General features: G+C 72.4%; 15 protein-coding genes. 5 read left to right on the forward strand and 10 right to left on the reverse strand.

Annotation, left to right across the window (positions count from 1 at the left end; genetic code table 11):
* Positions 1-6: 6 nt before the first annotated feature.
* Positions 7-162 (forward strand): hypothetical protein, encoded by a 156-nt coding sequence (locus LPA41_RS42810; RefSeq protein WP_306469746.1) that lies wholly within the window; start codon positions 7-9, stop codon positions 160-162.
* Entirely contained in the window at positions 156-1,037 is an 882-nt protein-coding gene (locus LPA41_RS33170; protein WP_306469748.1) for a glycosyltransferase, read from the forward strand. The genes LPA41_RS42810 and LPA41_RS33170 overlap by 7 nt, the downstream gene beginning before the upstream one ends.
* A 27-nt stretch (positions 1,038-1,064) precedes the next feature.
* Here LPA41_RS33170 and LPA41_RS33175 read toward each other — a convergent pair whose 3' ends face one another.
* From LPA41_RS33175 to LPA41_RS33200, 6 genes are read right to left on the reverse strand one after another with little or no spacing between them, the layout of a single operon-like run.
* Positions 1,065-1,448 (reverse strand): hypothetical protein, encoded by a 384-nt coding sequence (locus LPA41_RS33175; protein WP_229075068.1) that lies wholly within the window; start codon positions 1,446-1,448, stop codon positions 1,065-1,067.
* Between the two features lie 59 nt (positions 1,449-1,507).
* Positions 1,508-2,377 (reverse strand): carbohydrate ABC transporter permease, encoded by an 870-nt coding sequence (locus tag LPA41_RS33180; RefSeq protein ID WP_229075112.1) that lies wholly within the window; start codon positions 2,375-2,377, stop codon positions 1,508-1,510.
* A gap of 32 nt (positions 2,378-2,409) precedes the next feature.
* A complete protein-coding gene (locus LPA41_RS33185) occupies positions 2,410-3,441 on the reverse strand; it encodes an ABC transporter ATP-binding protein (protein WP_229075069.1) in 1,032 nt (343 codons plus the stop codon).
* A 7-nt stretch (positions 3,442-3,448) separates the two neighbouring features.
* Positions 3,449-4,789 carry a sugar ABC transporter substrate-binding protein gene (locus LPA41_RS33190; RefSeq protein ID WP_374238238.1) on the reverse strand — a complete coding sequence of 447 codons (1,341 nt, stop codon included), beginning with the start codon at positions 4,787-4,789 and terminating at the stop codon, positions 3,449-3,451.
* Positions 4,786-5,643 (reverse strand): carbohydrate ABC transporter permease, encoded by an 858-nt coding sequence (locus LPA41_RS33195; protein ID WP_229075114.1) that lies wholly within the window; start codon positions 5,641-5,643, stop codon positions 4,786-4,788. Before LPA41_RS33195 ends, LPA41_RS33190 begins: the two co-directional genes overlap by 4 nt.
* Before the next feature lie 17 nt (positions 5,644-5,660).
* A complete protein-coding gene (locus LPA41_RS33200) occupies positions 5,661-8,474 on the reverse strand; it encodes an exo-alpha-sialidase (RefSeq protein ID WP_229075070.1) in 2,814 nt (937 codons plus the stop codon).
* Positions 8,475-8,757: 283 nt separating this feature from the next.
* Between LPA41_RS33200 and LPA41_RS33205 the strand changes: the two genes are divergently transcribed.
* Positions 8,758-10,308, forward strand: a complete 1,551-nt coding sequence (locus LPA41_RS33205) for a diguanylate cyclase (protein ID WP_229075071.1) — start codon at positions 8,758-8,760, stop codon at positions 10,306-10,308.
* An 11-nt stretch (positions 10,309-10,319) separates the two neighbouring features.
* On the opposite strand, the gene LPA41_RS33210 is transcribed toward LPA41_RS33205, so the two are convergent.
* Positions 10,320-10,760 carry a hypothetical protein gene (locus LPA41_RS33210; protein WP_229075072.1) on the reverse strand — a complete coding sequence of 147 codons (441 nt, stop codon included), beginning with the start codon at positions 10,758-10,760 and terminating at the stop codon, positions 10,320-10,322.
* A 48-nt stretch (positions 10,761-10,808) separates the two neighbouring features.
* Between LPA41_RS33210 and LPA41_RS33215 the strand changes: the two genes are divergently transcribed.
* Both LPA41_RS33215 and LPA41_RS33220 read left to right on the forward strand, forming a co-directional pair.
* Positions 10,809-11,657, forward strand: coding sequence for a glycosyltransferase family 2 protein (locus tag LPA41_RS33215; protein ID WP_229075073.1), 849 nt, complete (start codon positions 10,809-10,811; stop codon positions 11,655-11,657).
* 1 nt (position 11,658) lies between these two features.
* Entirely contained in the window at positions 11,659-12,960 is a 1,302-nt protein-coding gene (locus LPA41_RS33220) for a glycosyltransferase (protein WP_229075074.1), read from the forward strand.
* A gap of 77 nt (positions 12,961-13,037) precedes the next feature.
* Here the strand turns inward: LPA41_RS33220 and LPA41_RS33225 are convergent, their stop codons facing one another.
* The 3 genes from LPA41_RS33225 to LPA41_RS33235 form a co-directional block, all read right to left on the reverse strand.
* Entirely contained in the window at positions 13,038-13,265 is a 228-nt protein-coding gene (locus LPA41_RS33225) for a hypothetical protein (protein ID WP_229075075.1), read from the reverse strand.
* Between the two features lie 27 nt (positions 13,266-13,292).
* Positions 13,293-13,601, reverse strand: a complete 309-nt coding sequence (locus LPA41_RS33230) for an STAS domain-containing protein (protein WP_229075076.1) — start codon at positions 13,599-13,601, stop codon at positions 13,293-13,295.
* Between the two features lie 144 nt (positions 13,602-13,745).
* Positions 13,746-16,175: a transglycosylase domain-containing protein gene (locus tag LPA41_RS33235; RefSeq protein WP_229075077.1), complete on the reverse strand. Its 2,430-nt coding sequence runs from the start codon at positions 16,173-16,175 to the stop codon at positions 13,746-13,748.
* Positions 16,176-16,210 lie beyond the last annotated feature (35 nt).

The raw sequence follows: 16,210 nt of genomic DNA on the forward strand, positions 1-16,210 counted from the left end.
GCGGTCATGACGGCGAGGCCCGGCCGGGCCGTCCCCGCGCCCACGTTCGCGCATCTGGTGCGGCTCACCGACGACACCGGCCTCTTCGAACATGCCCGGCACGCCACCGCCCGCCGCGAGCACGGATACTGCACCGACGACGTGGCCGGGGCCTGGTGGTGACCTGCCGCGAACCGGACCCGCCGGCCGAGGTGACCCGGCTGACGGAGCGCTATCTGAGCTTTCTCACCCACGCCCAGGACGCCGACGGCGCCTTCCACAACCGGCTGGGGTTCGACCGGGTCTGGACCGATCAGCCCGGCCTGGGGGACTGGTGGGGACGTGCCATCTGGGGGCTGGGCACCGCTGCCGCCCGGTGCCCGGCACCGTGGGTCCGGCAGGAGGCGCTCCTCGCCTTCACCCGGGGTGCCTCCTGCCGGTCCGCCGCGCCGCGGGCCATGGCGTTCGCCGCGCTCGGTGCCGCCGAACTGCTGCGCGCGGAGCCCGGCAACGAGGCGGCCGCCGCGCTGCTGGCCGACGCCGCCGCGGCCATCGGGACGCCGGACGACGACCCGTGCTGGTCGTGGCCGCACGATCGGCTCACGTACGCCAACGCCGCGCTCGCCGAGGCCGTCATCGCGGCCGGTGACCTGCTCGGTGATCCGTTGATGCTGCTGTCCGGCCTGCGGATGCTGACGTGGCTGCTGGACATCCAGGTCAGTGGCGGTCACCTCTCGGTCCTGCCGGCCGTGGGCTGGCAGCGTGGCCGCCCCCGGCTGCGGCACGACCAGCAGCCGATCGAGGTGGCAGCCCTGGCGGACGCCTGCGCCACCGCCGCCGCCGTCACCGGCGACGAGGTCTGGCACCTCGGCCTGCGGCGGGCCGCCGGGTGGTTCCTCGGTGACAACGACGCGGGTCAGGAGATGTGGGATCCGGCGACCGGGGGCGGGTACGACGGGCTGACGCCGCGCGGGCCCAACCTGAACCAGGGCGCCGAGTCCACCCTGGCCCTGATCTCCACCCTGCAGCACCACGTCCCGCGAGGACACCCGGTGTGACGGGCGTGGGCGTCGCCGGCGGGTGGATCAGCCCGGCGTCACCCGGCGGACGACCAGGGCTCGCACCACGTCCGGCCCGGCACAGTCCGCGGCGGCCGTGGTGACCTGACCGGTGACCGTGACGCGGGCGCCGGCGGTCAGGGTCTCGGCGGGCGTTCCGGTCAGGCTCCACCGGCGCTCGCCGACCAGCAGGAGCGTGCAACCACCGGCCTGTTCGACCACGCCGGTCAGCGTCCGGTCCCCGTGCGGCAGCCCACCCGGCAGCTCACCGGGACCGGGCGGCGCCGGGGTGCCGGCCTCCGCGGCCGGGGTCGACCCGGAGGGCGTGGCCGATGTCGGCGGCTCCGAGCCGCAGGCGGCCAGCGGCGCGAGGGCGGCGACGGCGAACAGCAGGATCGTCAGGGCGCGCATGGCGGTCACCGTCTCCATACCGGGTTGGACGGCCGCCGCGGTCGTGCGGCTCCCGTGTGTCACTGACTGTGAAAACGACCGTACCGGCGCAGCAGCCGCCACTGCAGTGCCACGGCGGCGACCGTCAGCAGCAGCATGACCAGGGTCGCGGCCGCGGCGTAGCCGTACCGCAGGTACTCGAACGCGTTGCGGTAGGCGAACAGCGGGATGTACGTGGTCGCGTACGGCGGCGGGCCCCCGTCGGTGACGACGAGCGCCGGCACGAACGAGAACTGCAGGCTGCCGATGGCGTCGCGGATCAGCAGCAGGCCGAGGACCGGGGCGATCAGCGGCAGCGTGATCCGGCGCAGCACGTCCCAGGCGGTCGCGTCCTCCAGGGCGGCGAGCTCGTAGACGTCGGGCGGCAGCGCGCGCCGGGCGGCGAGCAGGATGACGAACATCTCGCCGATGGTGAACAGGCTCATCAGGACGATCGCGGCGCGGGCGTCGGCCGGGTCGGTCAGCCACTGCGGCGGGGTACGCCCGAACACGGTCAGCCCGTTCGTGCCACCGAGCCGCAGCACCTGGCTGATCGGACCGTACAGCGGGTTGAGCAGCCAGAGCCAGAGCAGCCCGTACGCGATCTCCGGCACCGCGGTGGGCAGCACGGACGCCGTCCGGGCCGTGCTCGTCCCGGGCGCGCGGCGGTGCAGCAGCAGGGCCAGGCCGAGCGCGGCGAGCAGCCGCAGCGGCACCGCCACGGCGCCGAACACCAGGGAGTTGACGAGCGCGGTCCGGAAGATCGGGTCGGCGGTCAGGGCGGTGAGATTGGCGGTGCCGGTCCACCGCGGCGGGCGGATCAGGTCGTACTCGGTGAAGGCCAGCGCGAGCGTCACCGCGAACGGCGCCAGGACCAGCACGATCAGACCCACGAGGTACGGGGCCAGCAGCACCGCCAGCTGCCGGTGCCCCCGGTCGGGCCTCACCGGCCGGCCACCCGCCGGCCGGCGGCGTCGAAGACGTGCACGTCGGCCCAGCCGACCGCGACCCGGACCGTCGTGCCGGCGGCGGGGCGGGAGTTCGCCGGCACCCGGGCGGTGAGCACCGGGCCGCCGTCGGGACGCAGGTACGCGTACGCGTCCTCGCCCACCACGTCGACCCGCTCGACGACCGCCGCCGTACCGGTGCCGCCCAGCCGGACCGCCTCGGGCCGGAAGCCGAGCTGCCGGTCGGGCGGCAGGTCCGCCGGTATGCCCTCCGGAGTGAGCGGCCCGCCCGCCGGCACCACGTTCATCGCCGGGGAACCGACGAACCGGGCCACGAACAGGGTGGCCGGGGTGCGCCAGATCTCGTCCGGCGTGCCCAGTTGCTCCAGCCGCCCGTCCCGCAGCACCGCGAGCCGGTCGGCCAGCACCAGCGCCTCGGTCTGGTCGTGGGTGACGTGCACGGTGGTGACGCCGAGCCGGGCGTGCAGTGCCTTCAGTTCGCCGCGCGTCTCGGTCCGCAGCTCCACGTCGAGGTTGGACAGCGGTTCGTCGAGCAGGAACAGGTCGGGTTCGCGGACCATGGCACGGGCCAGCGCGACCCGTTGCCGCTCGCCGCCGGAGAGCTGCCCCGGCCGCCGGTCGAGCAGGTGGGCGCAGCCGACCGCGGTGGCGGCCGTGACCGCCCGCTCGCGGGCCGCGGCCCGGGGCACGTCGCGCACCTCCAGTCCGAAGGTGATGTTGTCGAGCGCGGTGAGGTGCGGGAACAGCGCGTACGACTGGAAGACCATCGACACGTTGCGCCGCCCCGGCCGCAGGTCGGTGACGTCGCGGCCGCCGATCAGCACCCGGCCGGTGGTCGCCGGTTGCAGGCCGGCGACGACCCGCAGCAGTGTGCTCTTGCCGGCGCCGGACGGCCCGAGCACCACCAGCAGCTCACCGCGGGCCACCCGCAGGTCGAGTTCGTGCAGCACCGGCGCCTGCCGGTACGCGGCCGACACCCCGGCCAGCTCCAGTCCGGTCCCCGTCATCCATTGATCATTGCGGATACTCACCCCGGGCGAACAGGGGCCGGGTCTGTTCGTCGAGTTCCCGGATCACGTCGTCCAGGCGGTCGCCGCGGTACAGCGCGTTCTCCAGGATGCCGCCGGTGACGTCCTCGATCTCCGGCCAGGTGGAGACGGCAGGCAGCGCGCGAACCGTCGGGATGGCGTCCAGGAAGACCTTGGCGCTGCGCGGCGGTTGCGCCGGCCCGAGGAAGTCCGGGCTGGTGGACACGCCGATGTGCGACGGCACGGTGCGCCCGGTCGCCGCGATGATGCGCTGGCCCTCGGCGCTGATCGCGTACTCCAGGAAGTTCCACGCGGCAGGCTTGTTGCTGCCACCGCGGGTCATGCAGTACGCGTCGGAGTGCAGCACGCCGACCTGCTGCCGGTAGACCGGCAGCGGCGCCACGTCCCACTCGAAGCCGGTGATGGACCGGAACGTGGTGGTGGACCGCCGGGACGACAGCAGCATCGCCAGCCGCCCGTTGGCGAACCGCGACTCGTCGTCCTCGGACTCGACCTCCTCGTCGGTCGGCACCACCCCGTACGCCAGCCGCAGATCCACCAGGTTCTTCAGTGCCTCCCGGGCGGCCGGGCCGTCCAGGGTGAGCCGGGTCGGCCGGGCCGGGTCGTCGACGATCTCGCCGCCGTTCGACCAGACGAACGGCGCCAGCCGGATGATCGAGGGTTCGATGCCGACGCCGTGCACGGCAGGCCGCTGCGCCGCGCCCTCGCTCTCGGTGCCCCGGATGATCCCGCCCCGCGCGTCACGCGTCATCGCGGTCGCCGTGGTGAGCAGGTCGTTCCAGGTCCAGCCGGCCTTGGGCAGGGCGACGCCGTACTTCTCGAAGAGCGTGCGGTTGTAGTAGACGGCGAGGCTGGAGACGTTCTGCGGCAGGCACAGCTGCCGTCCCTGCCACCGGAACGCGTCCATCGCCACCGGGTAGTAGTCGGCCGGATCGATCACCGTCGAGGCGGCGATCCGTTCGTCGAGCGGCTCGATCGCGTCCTTGACCGCGAACTGGCCGTAGAACCGGTAGTTCATCAGGAACAGCTCCGGCGGCGCGCCACCGGCGACCGACGTGGCCAGCCGGGCGATCAGATCCTTGCGGTCGCTGGCCTCGACCAGCTGCACCGGCCGGCCCGGACGGGCTTTGCCGTACGCGTCGACGAGCGTGCGGTACGCGGCCAGCTCCTCGGGGGCGCCGAAGACGAGCAGCCGCACCGGGCCGGCCGCGTCGGTGTCGTCGCCACCGCCGTCCGCGCAGGCCCCGGCGGCGCCGGCGAGCAGGGCGCACAGCAGCAGGGCGGCCAGTTTTCGCAGTGTGGTCACCGGAATCGTCCCGTCGGGTCGTCGGAGTGGAAGAACCAGCGCTGGGCCAGCACGAACACGACCACCGGGGGGACGGTGGCCACCACCGCACCGGCCAGGAAGACCGGGAAGTTGGTGGGGTCCAGGACGGCGAGCGAGCGCAACGCCAGCGGCAGCGTGAAAAGGTCGCGGTCGTAGACGTACACCAGGGGGTCGAGGAAGTTGGACCAGGTCAGGATGAAGCTCAGGGCGGTCAGCCCGGCCGTCACCGGCCGGACCATCGGCAGCGCGAACCGCCACCAGGTGCGCATCGGCGTCAGGTCGGCGAGCCGGCAGGTGTCGTAGAGGTCGGCCGGCAGCGCGCGGAACGCGAGGTAGTAGATCAGCACGTACAGCGGGGAGGCGCCCAGCAGGGCCGGCGCGACGAGCGGCACCAGGGTGTCGGTCAGCCCCAGCCAGCGGAAGATGACGAACCGCGGCAGCAGCAGGGCGGTGGCCGGCGCCATCAGCGCCAGCAGGGAGGCCGCCACGACCACCCCGGTCACCCGCCGCGACGTACGGGCCAGCGCGAAACCCGCCCAGGCCGCGATCAGGACGCTCAGCGGCACCGCCAGCGCCGCCACCGCCAGCGAGTTGACCGTGGCGCGGACCAGCCCACCGAGCGGGACGGCCTCCTGGTAGCCGGCGACCGACAGCGGATCGGGCACCAGCCGGGGTGTCGGCGGGGGCGGCTGCCCCGGCTCGGTCAGCGAGCCGGACACGAGCAGCAGCAGCGGGGGCACGAAGACGAGCACCACGAAGGCGGCGCCGAGCGTGCGCCACCACCGGGCCGTCCGGGTCGGAAAGGATGCGGGACCGCGCCGGCGGCCCCGCATCGTCGTCGTCCGGGTCACTACTTCTTCAGGTCCAGCTTCCAGGCGCTCAACCCGTGCGAGGCCGCATAGAGGATGCGTTTGCCCGGCACCACGGTCAGGCCGGTCACCTCGACGTTCGGCATGCCCGCGGCCGCCTTCACCCACGCCGACGTGCCGCTGGGCAGCCGCAGCACGCCGAAGTCGGTCGCCGCGTAGAGATCACCGGTGACGTCGTCGCGCACCAGATCGGTCACCGGCTGGTCGCCGAGGTTGGACGACCGGTCCGTCCAGGTGCTCGCCCCGTCCGCCGCGACCCGCACCTCGAACGCGTGCCCCGGCGTGGCCGGCGTGTTCGAGTTGAAGCCGCTGTACGACACCCACGCCCGGCCCGGGTCGGTCGCGTCCGGGTGGATGCTGCTGACGAACCGGTTCGGCAGCAGCCGGTCGTCGTCGATGCGGGTCCAGGTCACCGCCGAGGCCGGTTCGGCGTCGGCGTTGCGGGAGACGAACACCCGCCCGGTGGTGGTGGCCGCCCACGCGGTGGACGTGTCCGCCGGTGAGCGCTCGATCGCGGCCATCGCGCCGCCGGCCTTGTCACCCCAGACGGCGTCGGTGAGCGCGGTCGGGCCCAGCTGCTCCCAGTCGCCGCACTGCTCCTCGAAGGTGCCGGTCCACCCGTTGCAGATCCGGTTCGCCTCGGCCAGGGACCGGTCGCCCAGGCCGAACGTCTTCGTCCGGTAGACGCTGAGCCCGGTGCCGGCGAACATCGTCCCGCTGACCTTCGGATCGCTGATCACCGGCGCGTAGAACTGCGTGCCCGGCTGCGCGTCGATCGGTTCGCCGACGTAGATCCAGTCGCCGGTGTCGCCGTTGTCGAAGTTCACCTCGATCTGGACGCCGGTGTAGGTGTGGAACCGGAACTCGGGACGGGCCACGTCGAACCCGGACTGCCCGCCGTCACCGATGATCGTGTTCAGCCAGCGCCGCCGCTGGCCCTTGTTCTCCCACGTGCCGTTGTCCTGGGTGCCGCCCTGCAACAGGTTGCTGTCGTGCGGGCTCACCGACAGGCTCATGAACTGCAGCGTCGACAGTCCCTCGTTGACGGCCTCCAGCTTCGACGGGATCCGGGACAGCATCTGCCGGCACCGGGCGAGCTGCGGTGCGGTGAGTGCCCGTTGCGGGTCGTCGCACCACGCCGAGCGGTCGACGAAGCGGCCGCTGGAGCGCATCACGCCGCCGTCGTTGGCCTCGAAGAACTGGTACGGGTTGCGCGGGTTGACGACGATGTCGTGCTGGTCCGGGTGCAGGCCGTTCGGGTGTAGTTCGTCGGTGCCGTCGAAGGTCATGTCGGTGCCGCTCACGCCGGCGTCGGTGGAGAGGACCACGGCGCGTTTGTTGGCGATCGTCTCGCCGTACACGTAGGACCCGCCGGTGTAGACCACGTCGGGGTGGCCGTCCGGGGAGTGCACGAACATGTCGTACCAGCACTGCGCGCCGCACTGGTTGTAGGTCGCGTAACCGGGGTCGGCGACGTTGGCACTCGTCAGGTCCTGATAGGCGGGCGCTCCGGTGGACACGTCGTCGCTGCGGAACAGCCGGGAGTACGGCGTGCCGATGTTGCCCTCGTACACGTACATCCGGGTCTTGCCGTTCGGCAGCCTCGTCACGTCGAACGCGGCGCGGGTCTGGAACACGGTCGGCGCCAGGGACGGCTTGATCTGCGTCCAGGTGGCGCCGGCGTCGGGGGAGCGCCAGATGCCGCGGGCGTACGACGACGCGTACACGATGTCACTGTTGCCCGGATCCAGCTCGAGGTGCCGCACGCCGCGCGGTGAGCAGGTGGAGTTGTTCGCGAACTCCTCGGCGCTGCCCGTGCACTGCGCCGGGTCGGCCGAGCCGTTGTGCACGAACTTCCAGCTCTTACCGGAGTCGGTGGACTTGTAGAGGCCCCACTTGGCGGCGTCCGGCACCGGGCGGGTGACACCGGAACAGCAGACGCTGGACATGCCCCGCAGGGCGGTCGTGGTCGCCACGTACAGCGTCTTGCGGTCGCCGGGCTTGACGACGATCTCCCCGATGCCCTTGCCGGCCAGTTCCTTCTTGCCGAGCGGGCCCTGCCAGGTCAGCCCGCCGTTCACCGACCGGTAGAGACCCACGCCGGCGACACAGCCGGAGGCGCAGATGTTCGCCTCGCCGGTGCCGACGTAGATGGTCAGGCCGGTCGGGTCGTTGCGGTCGATGGTGACCGCGCCGGCCGCGTTGATGCCCAGCGGGCCGCCCAGGTAGAGCCACTTGGGCTTCGCGGCCAGGACGTCCAGGGTGGCCCAGACGCCGCCGCCGGCCGGGGTGATGTAGGCGCGGCACAGCCCCGGCACGCACCGGTGGCTGATGGCGATGGAGGTGGTGCGGCCGCCGGCCACGTACTCGTTCGGCACGTAGTTGTAGGAGTTGCGGAACTCGGTGAACGGGTAGAGCGCCTCGCTGGGGCCCACGTTCGTCCAGCGCCCCTGCGCCGAGCGGTTCCGCGGCGCGGCGCGCCCGTCCGCGGCGGCGAACGCCGACCGGGACCGGTCCACCTGGGCGACCGAGATGGTGTCGGCCGGGTACGCCCGCTCGTCGAACTCGCCCTGCCCGAGCGCCCCCGGGGTGTCGAGCACGCCGCCGTTGGGTGCGGCCTGGCGCAGCCGGGCCAGGTGGGCGCCCATCGCCCCCGGCAGTTCGCCGTCACCGGCCGCGGCGGCCGGTGACGCCGGGACGGTGGCGCCGGCCAGATGCACCCCCACCACGCCGCTGGTGGCGACAAGCGTGCCGATCAGTGCTCCGATGAAGATCTGCCGACGTCTGCGGTTCACGAGACCATCGCCCCTCCCAGGGTGCGCCGCCCAGCGCGAACCGATCGGTGACCGTCACTGTCAGCGTCTCCAGGGAGGATGGCAAACGCAGCGATGACTGACAATGTCTCGGGCCGGATGATTCTCCCTGCGCGCGGCTTTTCCCGTTCTTGCGGCCCGCTGCTTGACAAGAGCCGCCCGGATCGGGTCCCCGCGGACCTGGTGATCCGGCCCGATGCGGCCGGACATCTCACATCGGGCCCGTTCCGGCCGACCATAAGGCCATGGGATACGGGGCTCGCCGATGAACCGACTGCCGGTGCTCGTCTCACCGTACGGCCCTTTCGCTGATCTCGCGCTGCACGTGCACGATCTGACCATTCGCGGTCACCACACGGAGACGCTGCTCGCGGCGGACCGGGCCGAGGCGATCGCACTGATGCTCGGCGACCACCGCACCCACCGGATCAGCCGGCTGGGCCGGATGTACGCGCTGAACGCCCTCGGCCGGCTCGACGAGTCCCTGCGCATCGCCGAGGACCTGATCGCCGAGCAACCGGTGCTGGGCGGCCCGAAAGCCACCGATGCCAAGATCATGGCGGATGTCGCCGGGGTGCTCATCCACCTCGGGCGCATCGACGACGGCCTCCACCACGTCGCCCGGGCGATGGCCCTGCTCGAGGTGGCGCCGCGCAAGGGGCCGCGGTATTTCTCCGCCATGGCGTCCCTGGCGGACGCCGCCCGCGGCGCCGAGCTGTTCGAACTCGCCGACAGTGCCATGCGCCGGGCCGTGGAGTCGTTCGAGTCACCGGACGACCTGTACCGCTCCGCCGCCGAACTGACGCACACCGAGCTGTGGCTGGAGTGGGCGCTGCGGCTGGAACAGGTCGGCCGCACCGAGGAGGCCGCCGTCCTCATCGACCGAAGCGTGACGGTGCTGCAGTTCTGGCTCGGCCAGGGCCTCGACTCCCCGGTCGGTGCGGCACTGCTCGCGGTCTGCCACGCCAAGTCCGGGCGGACCGCGGAGGCGTTCACCGCGGTCGGCGAGCTGCTGCCCCGGATGCGGGCGTCGGGCCAGCACCACGAGGCCCGCCTGCTGCACCTGGCGCACGGCCTGGCCCTGCGCGCCGGCGGTCACTGGCGGGAGGCCCGCCGCGAGTTCCGGGCCGGCCTGGAACTCGCGGTCCTGCGGTCGCAGCGGCTGCTCTTCCAGTACGAACTGGCGATCACCGCGGTGCACGAGTTCCCGGGCGAGGTCACCCAGGCGGTGCTGGAGTCGCTGCGCGGCCACGTCGAGGCGCTGTGGCAGCTGCGGCTGGACCGGCGCACGATGCTGCGCCAGGCGTACCGCCGGGTCGAGCTCGAGGCGGCGCGGACGACAGCGGACCTGGCCGCCACCTCGGACGCGCTCACCGGGCTGGGCAATCGGCGGATGTTCGACCGCCGCATCGAGGCGGTCGCGGCCGGGGGCTCGCTGCTGCTCATCGACGTGGATCACTTCAAGGAGATCAACGACCGGTACTCGCACGGCGTCGGCGACCGGGTGCTGGGCGAGATCGCGGCCGTGCTGCGCTCACACTGCCGGCACGACGAGGTGGCGATCCGCTTCGGCGGCGACGAGTTCGCCCTGTTCCTGAACACCGGCCCGGACGAGGCCCGGCAGGTCGCCGAGCGCATCCGCCGGGTCATCGAGGCCCGCGACTGGAACACGATCGTGCCCGGCCTGACGGTCACCCTCAGCATGGGTCTGGCCGCCTGCCAGGCCGGCGAGCCGGGCCGCGACCTGTACGACCGTGCCGACGCCCACCTCTACCTGGCCAAGCGATCCGGCCGCAACCAGCTGGCCGCCGTCTGACGTGACCCGGGTCAGGAGTCGGCGGACGCCTTGGCCTCCCGCTCGTACCGGCGCACGAACCGCACCAGCTCCACCACCGAGGTGACGACGGTGAGGGGAAGGGCCACGATCAGGGACAGCGCCGCGCCGCTGCCGAGGAGGTCGAGGAGACCGGGCTGATCGTCCATGGCGCCGGTGAACCCGTGCACGCCGTGGCAGTCGCTCCCCGCACAGGCCCGCGCGGCGGCGCGGCTCTGCATGAGGGTCAGCACCAGCGCGAGCACGACGCCGCCGAACGCTGTGATCGGTGCCATCAGGGCGAACCAGAGCCGGTACTCGAGGGTGCGCCACCAGGATCGGACCCACAGCAGCACGACGGCGCCGGGCAGGATCCAGAGCATCCACGGGTACGGCACCTCCGGCACGATGCCACAGCGGCGCACGCCGGCCGCCGGAGTCCTACGCTCGGACATCGATGCCGACCACTTCGCCAATATCCGGCCACCCTCCACAGTGGGACGATGCAGTTCCTGACCGAGGACCGGAGGGGGACCGTGTCCAGTTTGGGAGTGGTGATCCCGACGCACCGGGGTTCGGCGCTGCTCAGCCGCAGCATGACCTCGCTGGCCGGGCAGACCGTGACACGTGACGTGCACGTCGTCGTGGCCGTGAACGACGCGCGCGCCGACAGTTACGACCGGGCCGCCGAGCTAGCGCCGGCGCTGCGGGACGCCGGTCTGACGTGCCGGGTGGTGCGCACCCCGCAGGGGCGTTCCGCCGCGCTGCGGACCGCCGACCGCCTGCTGCCGGCCGGGGCCCGGCTCTACCTCGACCAGGACGCCGCGCTCTCGCCCGGGGCGGTCGCGACACTGCTGACGGTTCTGGCCCCCGGCACCGGGATTCATTTCGCCGCGCCCGGGATGCGGCTGGCGCCGGCCCGCAGCGCGGTGACCCGGGCCTACTTCCGGATCTGGCGGGATCTGCCGTACGTGCGGCGCTCGCCGGCGACCTGCGGGGTGTACGCGGTGTCCGCCGAAGGCCGCTCCCGCTGGGACGAGGTGCCCGACCTGCACTCCGACGACAAGTGGGTGCGGTGGCATTTCGCCCCGGAGGAACGCCGGGTGCTCGCGGCCGAGTGGTACGAGGTCGTGGCCCCCGACGGCCCGGCGGACCTGGTGCGGGCGCGACGCCGTTACCACCGCGGGAACCGGGAACTCGTCGGCCTCGCGGCGCGGCCGCCCTACCCGGACGACCACATCCGCCACCGGGGGATCGTACGATCGCTGCTGTCGAACCCGCCCGCCGCCGCCGTCTTCCTCGCCGTGCACGCCGCCGGCCGGCTGACACCGGGCCGGGCGCACGGTGACTGAGGTGGGCCGGCGCGTCGACCTCGTGATCCCCGCCCACAACGAGCAGGCCCTGATCGGCACCTGCCTGGCCGCGGTCGTCGCGGACGTGCGCGACCTCGACGCCCGGATCGTCGTGGTGGCGAACGGGTGCGACGACGCCACCGCGGACATCGCCCGCGCCGTGCCGGGCGTGACGGTGCTGGAACTGCCCGTCGCGTCCAAGCCGGCGGCACTCAACGCGGCCGGCGAGCACCTGCGGGACTGCCCGGTCGTGTACCTCGACGCGGACACGGTGATCACCCCCGGCACGACCCGTGCGCTGCTGGCGGCGATGACCGCGGCCGGCGGCCCGGTGCTGGCCGGTCCGCGCCCGGTCCTGGTGCGTCCGGCCGACCCGGTGACGAGGAGTTTCGCCACCGTCTGGTCGCGGCTGCCGGCGGTGGCCGGCGACGTGATCGGCGGCGGGTGCTACGCGGTCGACGCCGAGGGCCGCAGACGGTGGGGCGACTTCCCGGATGTGGTCGCCGACGACGCGTTCGTGCGGTCGCTGTTCGCCCCGGACGAGCGCCGGGTCGTCGAGGACGCCGGCTTCCTGCTGGTCCTGCCGTCCGGCGCCGAACTGAGCCGGGTGCTGGCACGCTGGCGGCGCGGCAACGCCGAGCTGGGCGCCTCGGCGTCACCGGCGGCGGGCGGCGGGCGGAACGCGCGGGCGGTGCTCGCCGAGCCCGGATTGTGGCGGCACATCCCGGCCTTCGTCTGGGTGCAGGCAACGAGCCGGATGCGCCGGCGCCGGCGATGGGCCCGGGCTGACGGTGTACGGGCGAGCGGCGCCCGGGCGGACGCTGCCGGGTTGGGCGCCGCCGGGTCTCCGGGCGCCGCCGGGTTGGGCGGTGCCGGGTCTCCGGGCGCTGCCGGGTTGGGCGCTGCCGGTTTGGGCGGTGCCGGGTCTCCGGACGATCTCGTGGTGATCGGTTCCGGTCAGGTCGATACGTTGCGCGCCCTGGCCGCCCGGTTCCCCGAGGCTGGCCTCTACACCGGCCCGGTGACGCGGCCGGCGTTGCGCGATGCCGTCGCGTACGGTCTCGGTCGCCGGCCTCACCGGCGCCCGCCGCCGGTGTTGCTGATCCGGCGCGCCCTGCTGGAGCGGCTCGGCGGCGCCGACGCCCGGTTCGGTGCGCACGGCGCGGTCGCCGACCTGTGCCTGCGTGCCCGCCGCCGGGGAATCACCCCGATGTCCGTCCTCCCGCCGCCCACCGCGACCCCGCGACACAAGGCCCCGCACGAAGCGCGAGCCGGCGCTGCAAGATCATCCGGCACGGTCTGAGCGGCACGGTCTGAGCGGCACGGTCTGAGCGGCAGCGGCAGCGTCTGAGTGGCACCGGCTGAGCCGGGCCGGCGCCGTCAGGAAGCCGGCTCGGTCTCGTCCATGTGATCGGCCCGGTCGTCGATCTTCTTCGCTTCCGCGGTGACAGCGTCGGCCCGGGCGTGCAGCCGAGCCGTCGTCAGCAGGTCCGGCGACTCCTCCGCGCTGCGATGCATGCGGGCCTCCACCCGTTCCAGCCGTTCGGCGGTGTCGTGCATCGCGGCGGACGTGCGCTGACGGGGAGTGAGCTCATCGTGGTCGGGCACGACCAGGCTTTTACCCGCTGTGACGGATCATGAACCCGCGTACAGCCGGTCCATGCCGAGGATCTCCAGGACTCTGCGGACGGCCGGTTGCGGGTTCACCAGCCGCAGGTCGATGCGGCGATCGAGGGCGGTGCCGTAGGCCTCGTCGAGGACCGCGACCCCCGAGGAGTCGCAGAACGTCACGTCGGCGAAGTCCACCACGACGGTACGGGTACCGGCCCGCCCGGAGGCCGAACGCAACGCGGTGTGCAGGTCGTCCGCGGTGTCGAGGTCGATCTCCCCGGTAACGGTGACGCAGGTCGTGCCCGCCGGTCCGTGGTGCAGTCGAATGGTCAAAGGGTCCTGTTCCGGTGGCTGGTCAGAGCCGCCGACTGTACCGGCTCGGCCGCCCCGTCCCCAGCCGCCGCCACCGATCTGGCCGGTCGGGGCCAAAGCCGCCCGGCCGGCCGCCGGCGAAGGCCCCCGCGGCGGCCTCGGCGATCACCGGGGTGGCCGGTCACCCGGCGGCCGTGACGGCGGCGCGCCCGGAGCCCCCGGAGTCGCCGGTTCGCCGCCGCGGCCGCTGCTCACCTGGATGACGACGACGCCGTTCTTGACGGTGCGGCCGCTCGGGTCGGTGCCGGCCGCCGTTCCCGCCGGGCACGTCGAGTCGACCTCGCGGCCGATGTCCACGGAGAAGCCGGCCCGTTCGAGACGGTTGCGGGCCCGGTTCAGCGGGTCGCACTCGACGTCGGGGATGGAGCGGCGGTCACCGTACGCGATCCGGCGGTTCTCGGGTCGTTTGAACTGGACCCGTTCCCGGCCGTCCATGTAGTCGGCGAGCGTCCGGTACACCGCCGGGTTGACCTGTTCGTGGCGGAGCCGGTCCCGGTGGTTCTGGTAGTCCGGGTTCACCAGGTAACCGGCCACCACCAGGCTGGTCGTCCCGGCGACCAGGGAGGCGGTCCGGTCCCGGTCGGTGGTGCCGGTCTTGCCGAAGACGGGGTGGCCGACCGCCCAGCGGGTGTCCCGGGCGGTGCTGCCGTTGCAGCGGCCCAGCAACGACGAGTCGCCGACCGGGCAGCGGGCCGCGTCGACGGCGGCACGGGCCACGTTCTCGTCGGTAGCGCGGATGCAATGCGAGCGGCCGACGTCGAGTTTCTGGCCCTCCCGGGTGATGATCTGCTCGATCGGGGTGGGCGGGCAGTGCATGCCGTCGGCGGCCAGGGTGGCGTAGGCGTTAGCCATGTCCAGCGGGGTGGTCGCGGAGACGCCCAGGGTGAAGGCGCCCCACTGGTGCGCGTTGCCGGGCTTGGCGAGTTCGGCGTCCGAGGAGTCCCGGAACTGGATGCCGAACCGTTTCGCGACGGCGACCACGTTCTCCGCGCCGACCCGTTCTTCCAGGGGTACGAAGTACGTGTTGATGGATCTGCCGAACCCGGTCCACATGTTGTAGACGCCTTCACCGCCGCCGCCGGAATTGCTCGGGCACCAATAGTGGGTGCCTTCGCAGGCGGACCGGTTCCCCCGGTCGATGATGTACTTCGACTGGTACCGCTTCTCGGCCTTGATCGTGTAGGCGAGCGGGTAGTTCTTCTCCAGCGCCGCGATCAGGGTGAAGATCTTCATGACCGAGCCGGCCTGATAGCCGGTGATGTCCCCACCGCCGGTGAGTAGCGGGTTCGTGGTGTTCGGGTACGAACCGCGGACGCCGTTGCGTGCCTTGCGCGGGTCGGAGGAGATCTTGTTCTGCGGTTTCTCCGGGTCGTCCAGCTTGTATTTGCGGTTCGCCGCGAGCAACCGCACCTTCCCGGTGCCGGGCTGGACCGCGGCCAGCAGCAGGGCGTTCTTGTTCTTCTCGGAGATGAGGTCGGAAATCCGCGAGCGGGCTTTCTGCTGCGCCTTGACATCCAGCGTGGTGGTGATCCGGTAACCACCGCTCTTCAGGCGACGCTCCCGATCGTACGGCGTGGGTCCGAACTCCTCCCGGCCCATCCACCACCGGTAGAAATAGTCGCAGAAGAAGCCCCAGTTGTTCTTCGCCACCGAGACGCACCCGTTGCTGACCGGCCGCACCTCGCGCGGGATCGGCTCCTTGATCGCCTTGTCGGCCTGTGCCTGGGTGATGGCGCCCATCTCCACCATGCCGGGCAGCACGTAGGCGTTGCGCCGCTGCTCGATCTCCTCGTGACCCTCGGGGGTGGTCGGGTCGTAACCGGACGGTGCCCGCACGATGCCGGCGAGCATCGCGGCCTGGCCGAGGGTCAGGTCCTTGGGCCGTTTGTTGAAGTAGACCCGGCTGGCCGCGAAGATCCCGTAGGTCTGCTTGCCGAACGGCACGATGTTGAGGTAGCGCTCGAGGATCTGGTCCTTGGTGAGCTGTTTCTCCAGCTCCAGCGCGTACTTCATTTCGGTGACCTTGCGTTTCGGCGTGTCCTTGGTGGCCTCGATGACGTCACTCGGGCTGGTCGCGGAATAGGCCAGCGACATCCGCACCCACTGCATCGTGATCGTCGAGGCGCCCTGTTTCGCGCCGCCCTGCTTGTTGTTGACGAGTGCCCGCGCCACGCCCCGCAGGTCGACGCCGTTGTGCCGGTAGAACTCGCGGTCCTCGGCCGCCACCATCGCGTCGCGCATGAACGTGGAGATGTCGTTGAGCGGCACGTCGCTGCGGAACTCGTCGTAGAACTGGGTGAGCTGGGTCTTGTTGTCGGCCGCGTAGACCCGGGAGATCTGCGGCGACTTGAACGCCTTGAGCTCACTGGGCAGGCTGGCGAACGCGGACTCCCCGGCGCGCAGGGTGAGCCCCGACATCGCGGCGAACGGGAACGCGGCAGCCGCCACGACCACGCCGGTGATCAGGCCGCAGACCAGCAGGACGAAGCCGTTGGCGAAGACGTTGTGATCCCGCCGGCGGATCCAGGAGCTCACCGAACCACCACCTGTGCTGGGGAACGATCCACGTC

Origin of the sequence: Actinoplanes sp. DH11 (assembly GCF_020873875.1) — a bacterium.
GTDB lineage: Bacteria > Actinomycetota > Actinomycetes > Mycobacteriales > Micromonosporaceae > Actinoplanes.

Excerpts from the sequence above, each read along its gene's own strand:
- LPA41_RS33215 (WP_229075073.1), top strand. The coding sequence starts at position 10,809 with ATGCAGTTCCTGACCGAGGACCGGAGGGGGACCGTGTCCAGTTTGGGA.
- LPA41_RS33195 (WP_229075114.1), bottom strand. The coding sequence starts at position 5,643 with ATGCGGGGCCGCCGGCGCGGTCCCGCATCCTTTCCGACCCGGACGGCC.
- LPA41_RS33175 (WP_229075068.1), bottom strand. The coding sequence starts at position 1,448 with ATGCGCGCCCTGACGATCCTGCTGTTCGCCGTCGCCGCCCTCGCGCCG.
- LPA41_RS33205 (WP_229075071.1), top strand. The coding sequence starts at position 8,758 with ATGAACCGACTGCCGGTGCTCGTCTCACCGTACGGCCCTTTCGCTGAT.
- LPA41_RS42810 (WP_306469746.1), top strand. The coding sequence starts at position 7 with ATGACGGCGAGGCCCGGCCGGGCCGTCCCCGCGCCCACGTTCGCGCAT.
- LPA41_RS33210 (WP_229075072.1), bottom strand. The coding sequence starts at position 10,760 with ATGTCCGAGCGTAGGACTCCGGCGGCCGGCGTGCGCCGCTGTGGCATC.
- LPA41_RS33185 (WP_229075069.1), bottom strand. The coding sequence starts at position 3,441 with ATGACGGGGACCGGACTGGAGCTGGCCGGGGTGTCGGCCGCGTACCGG.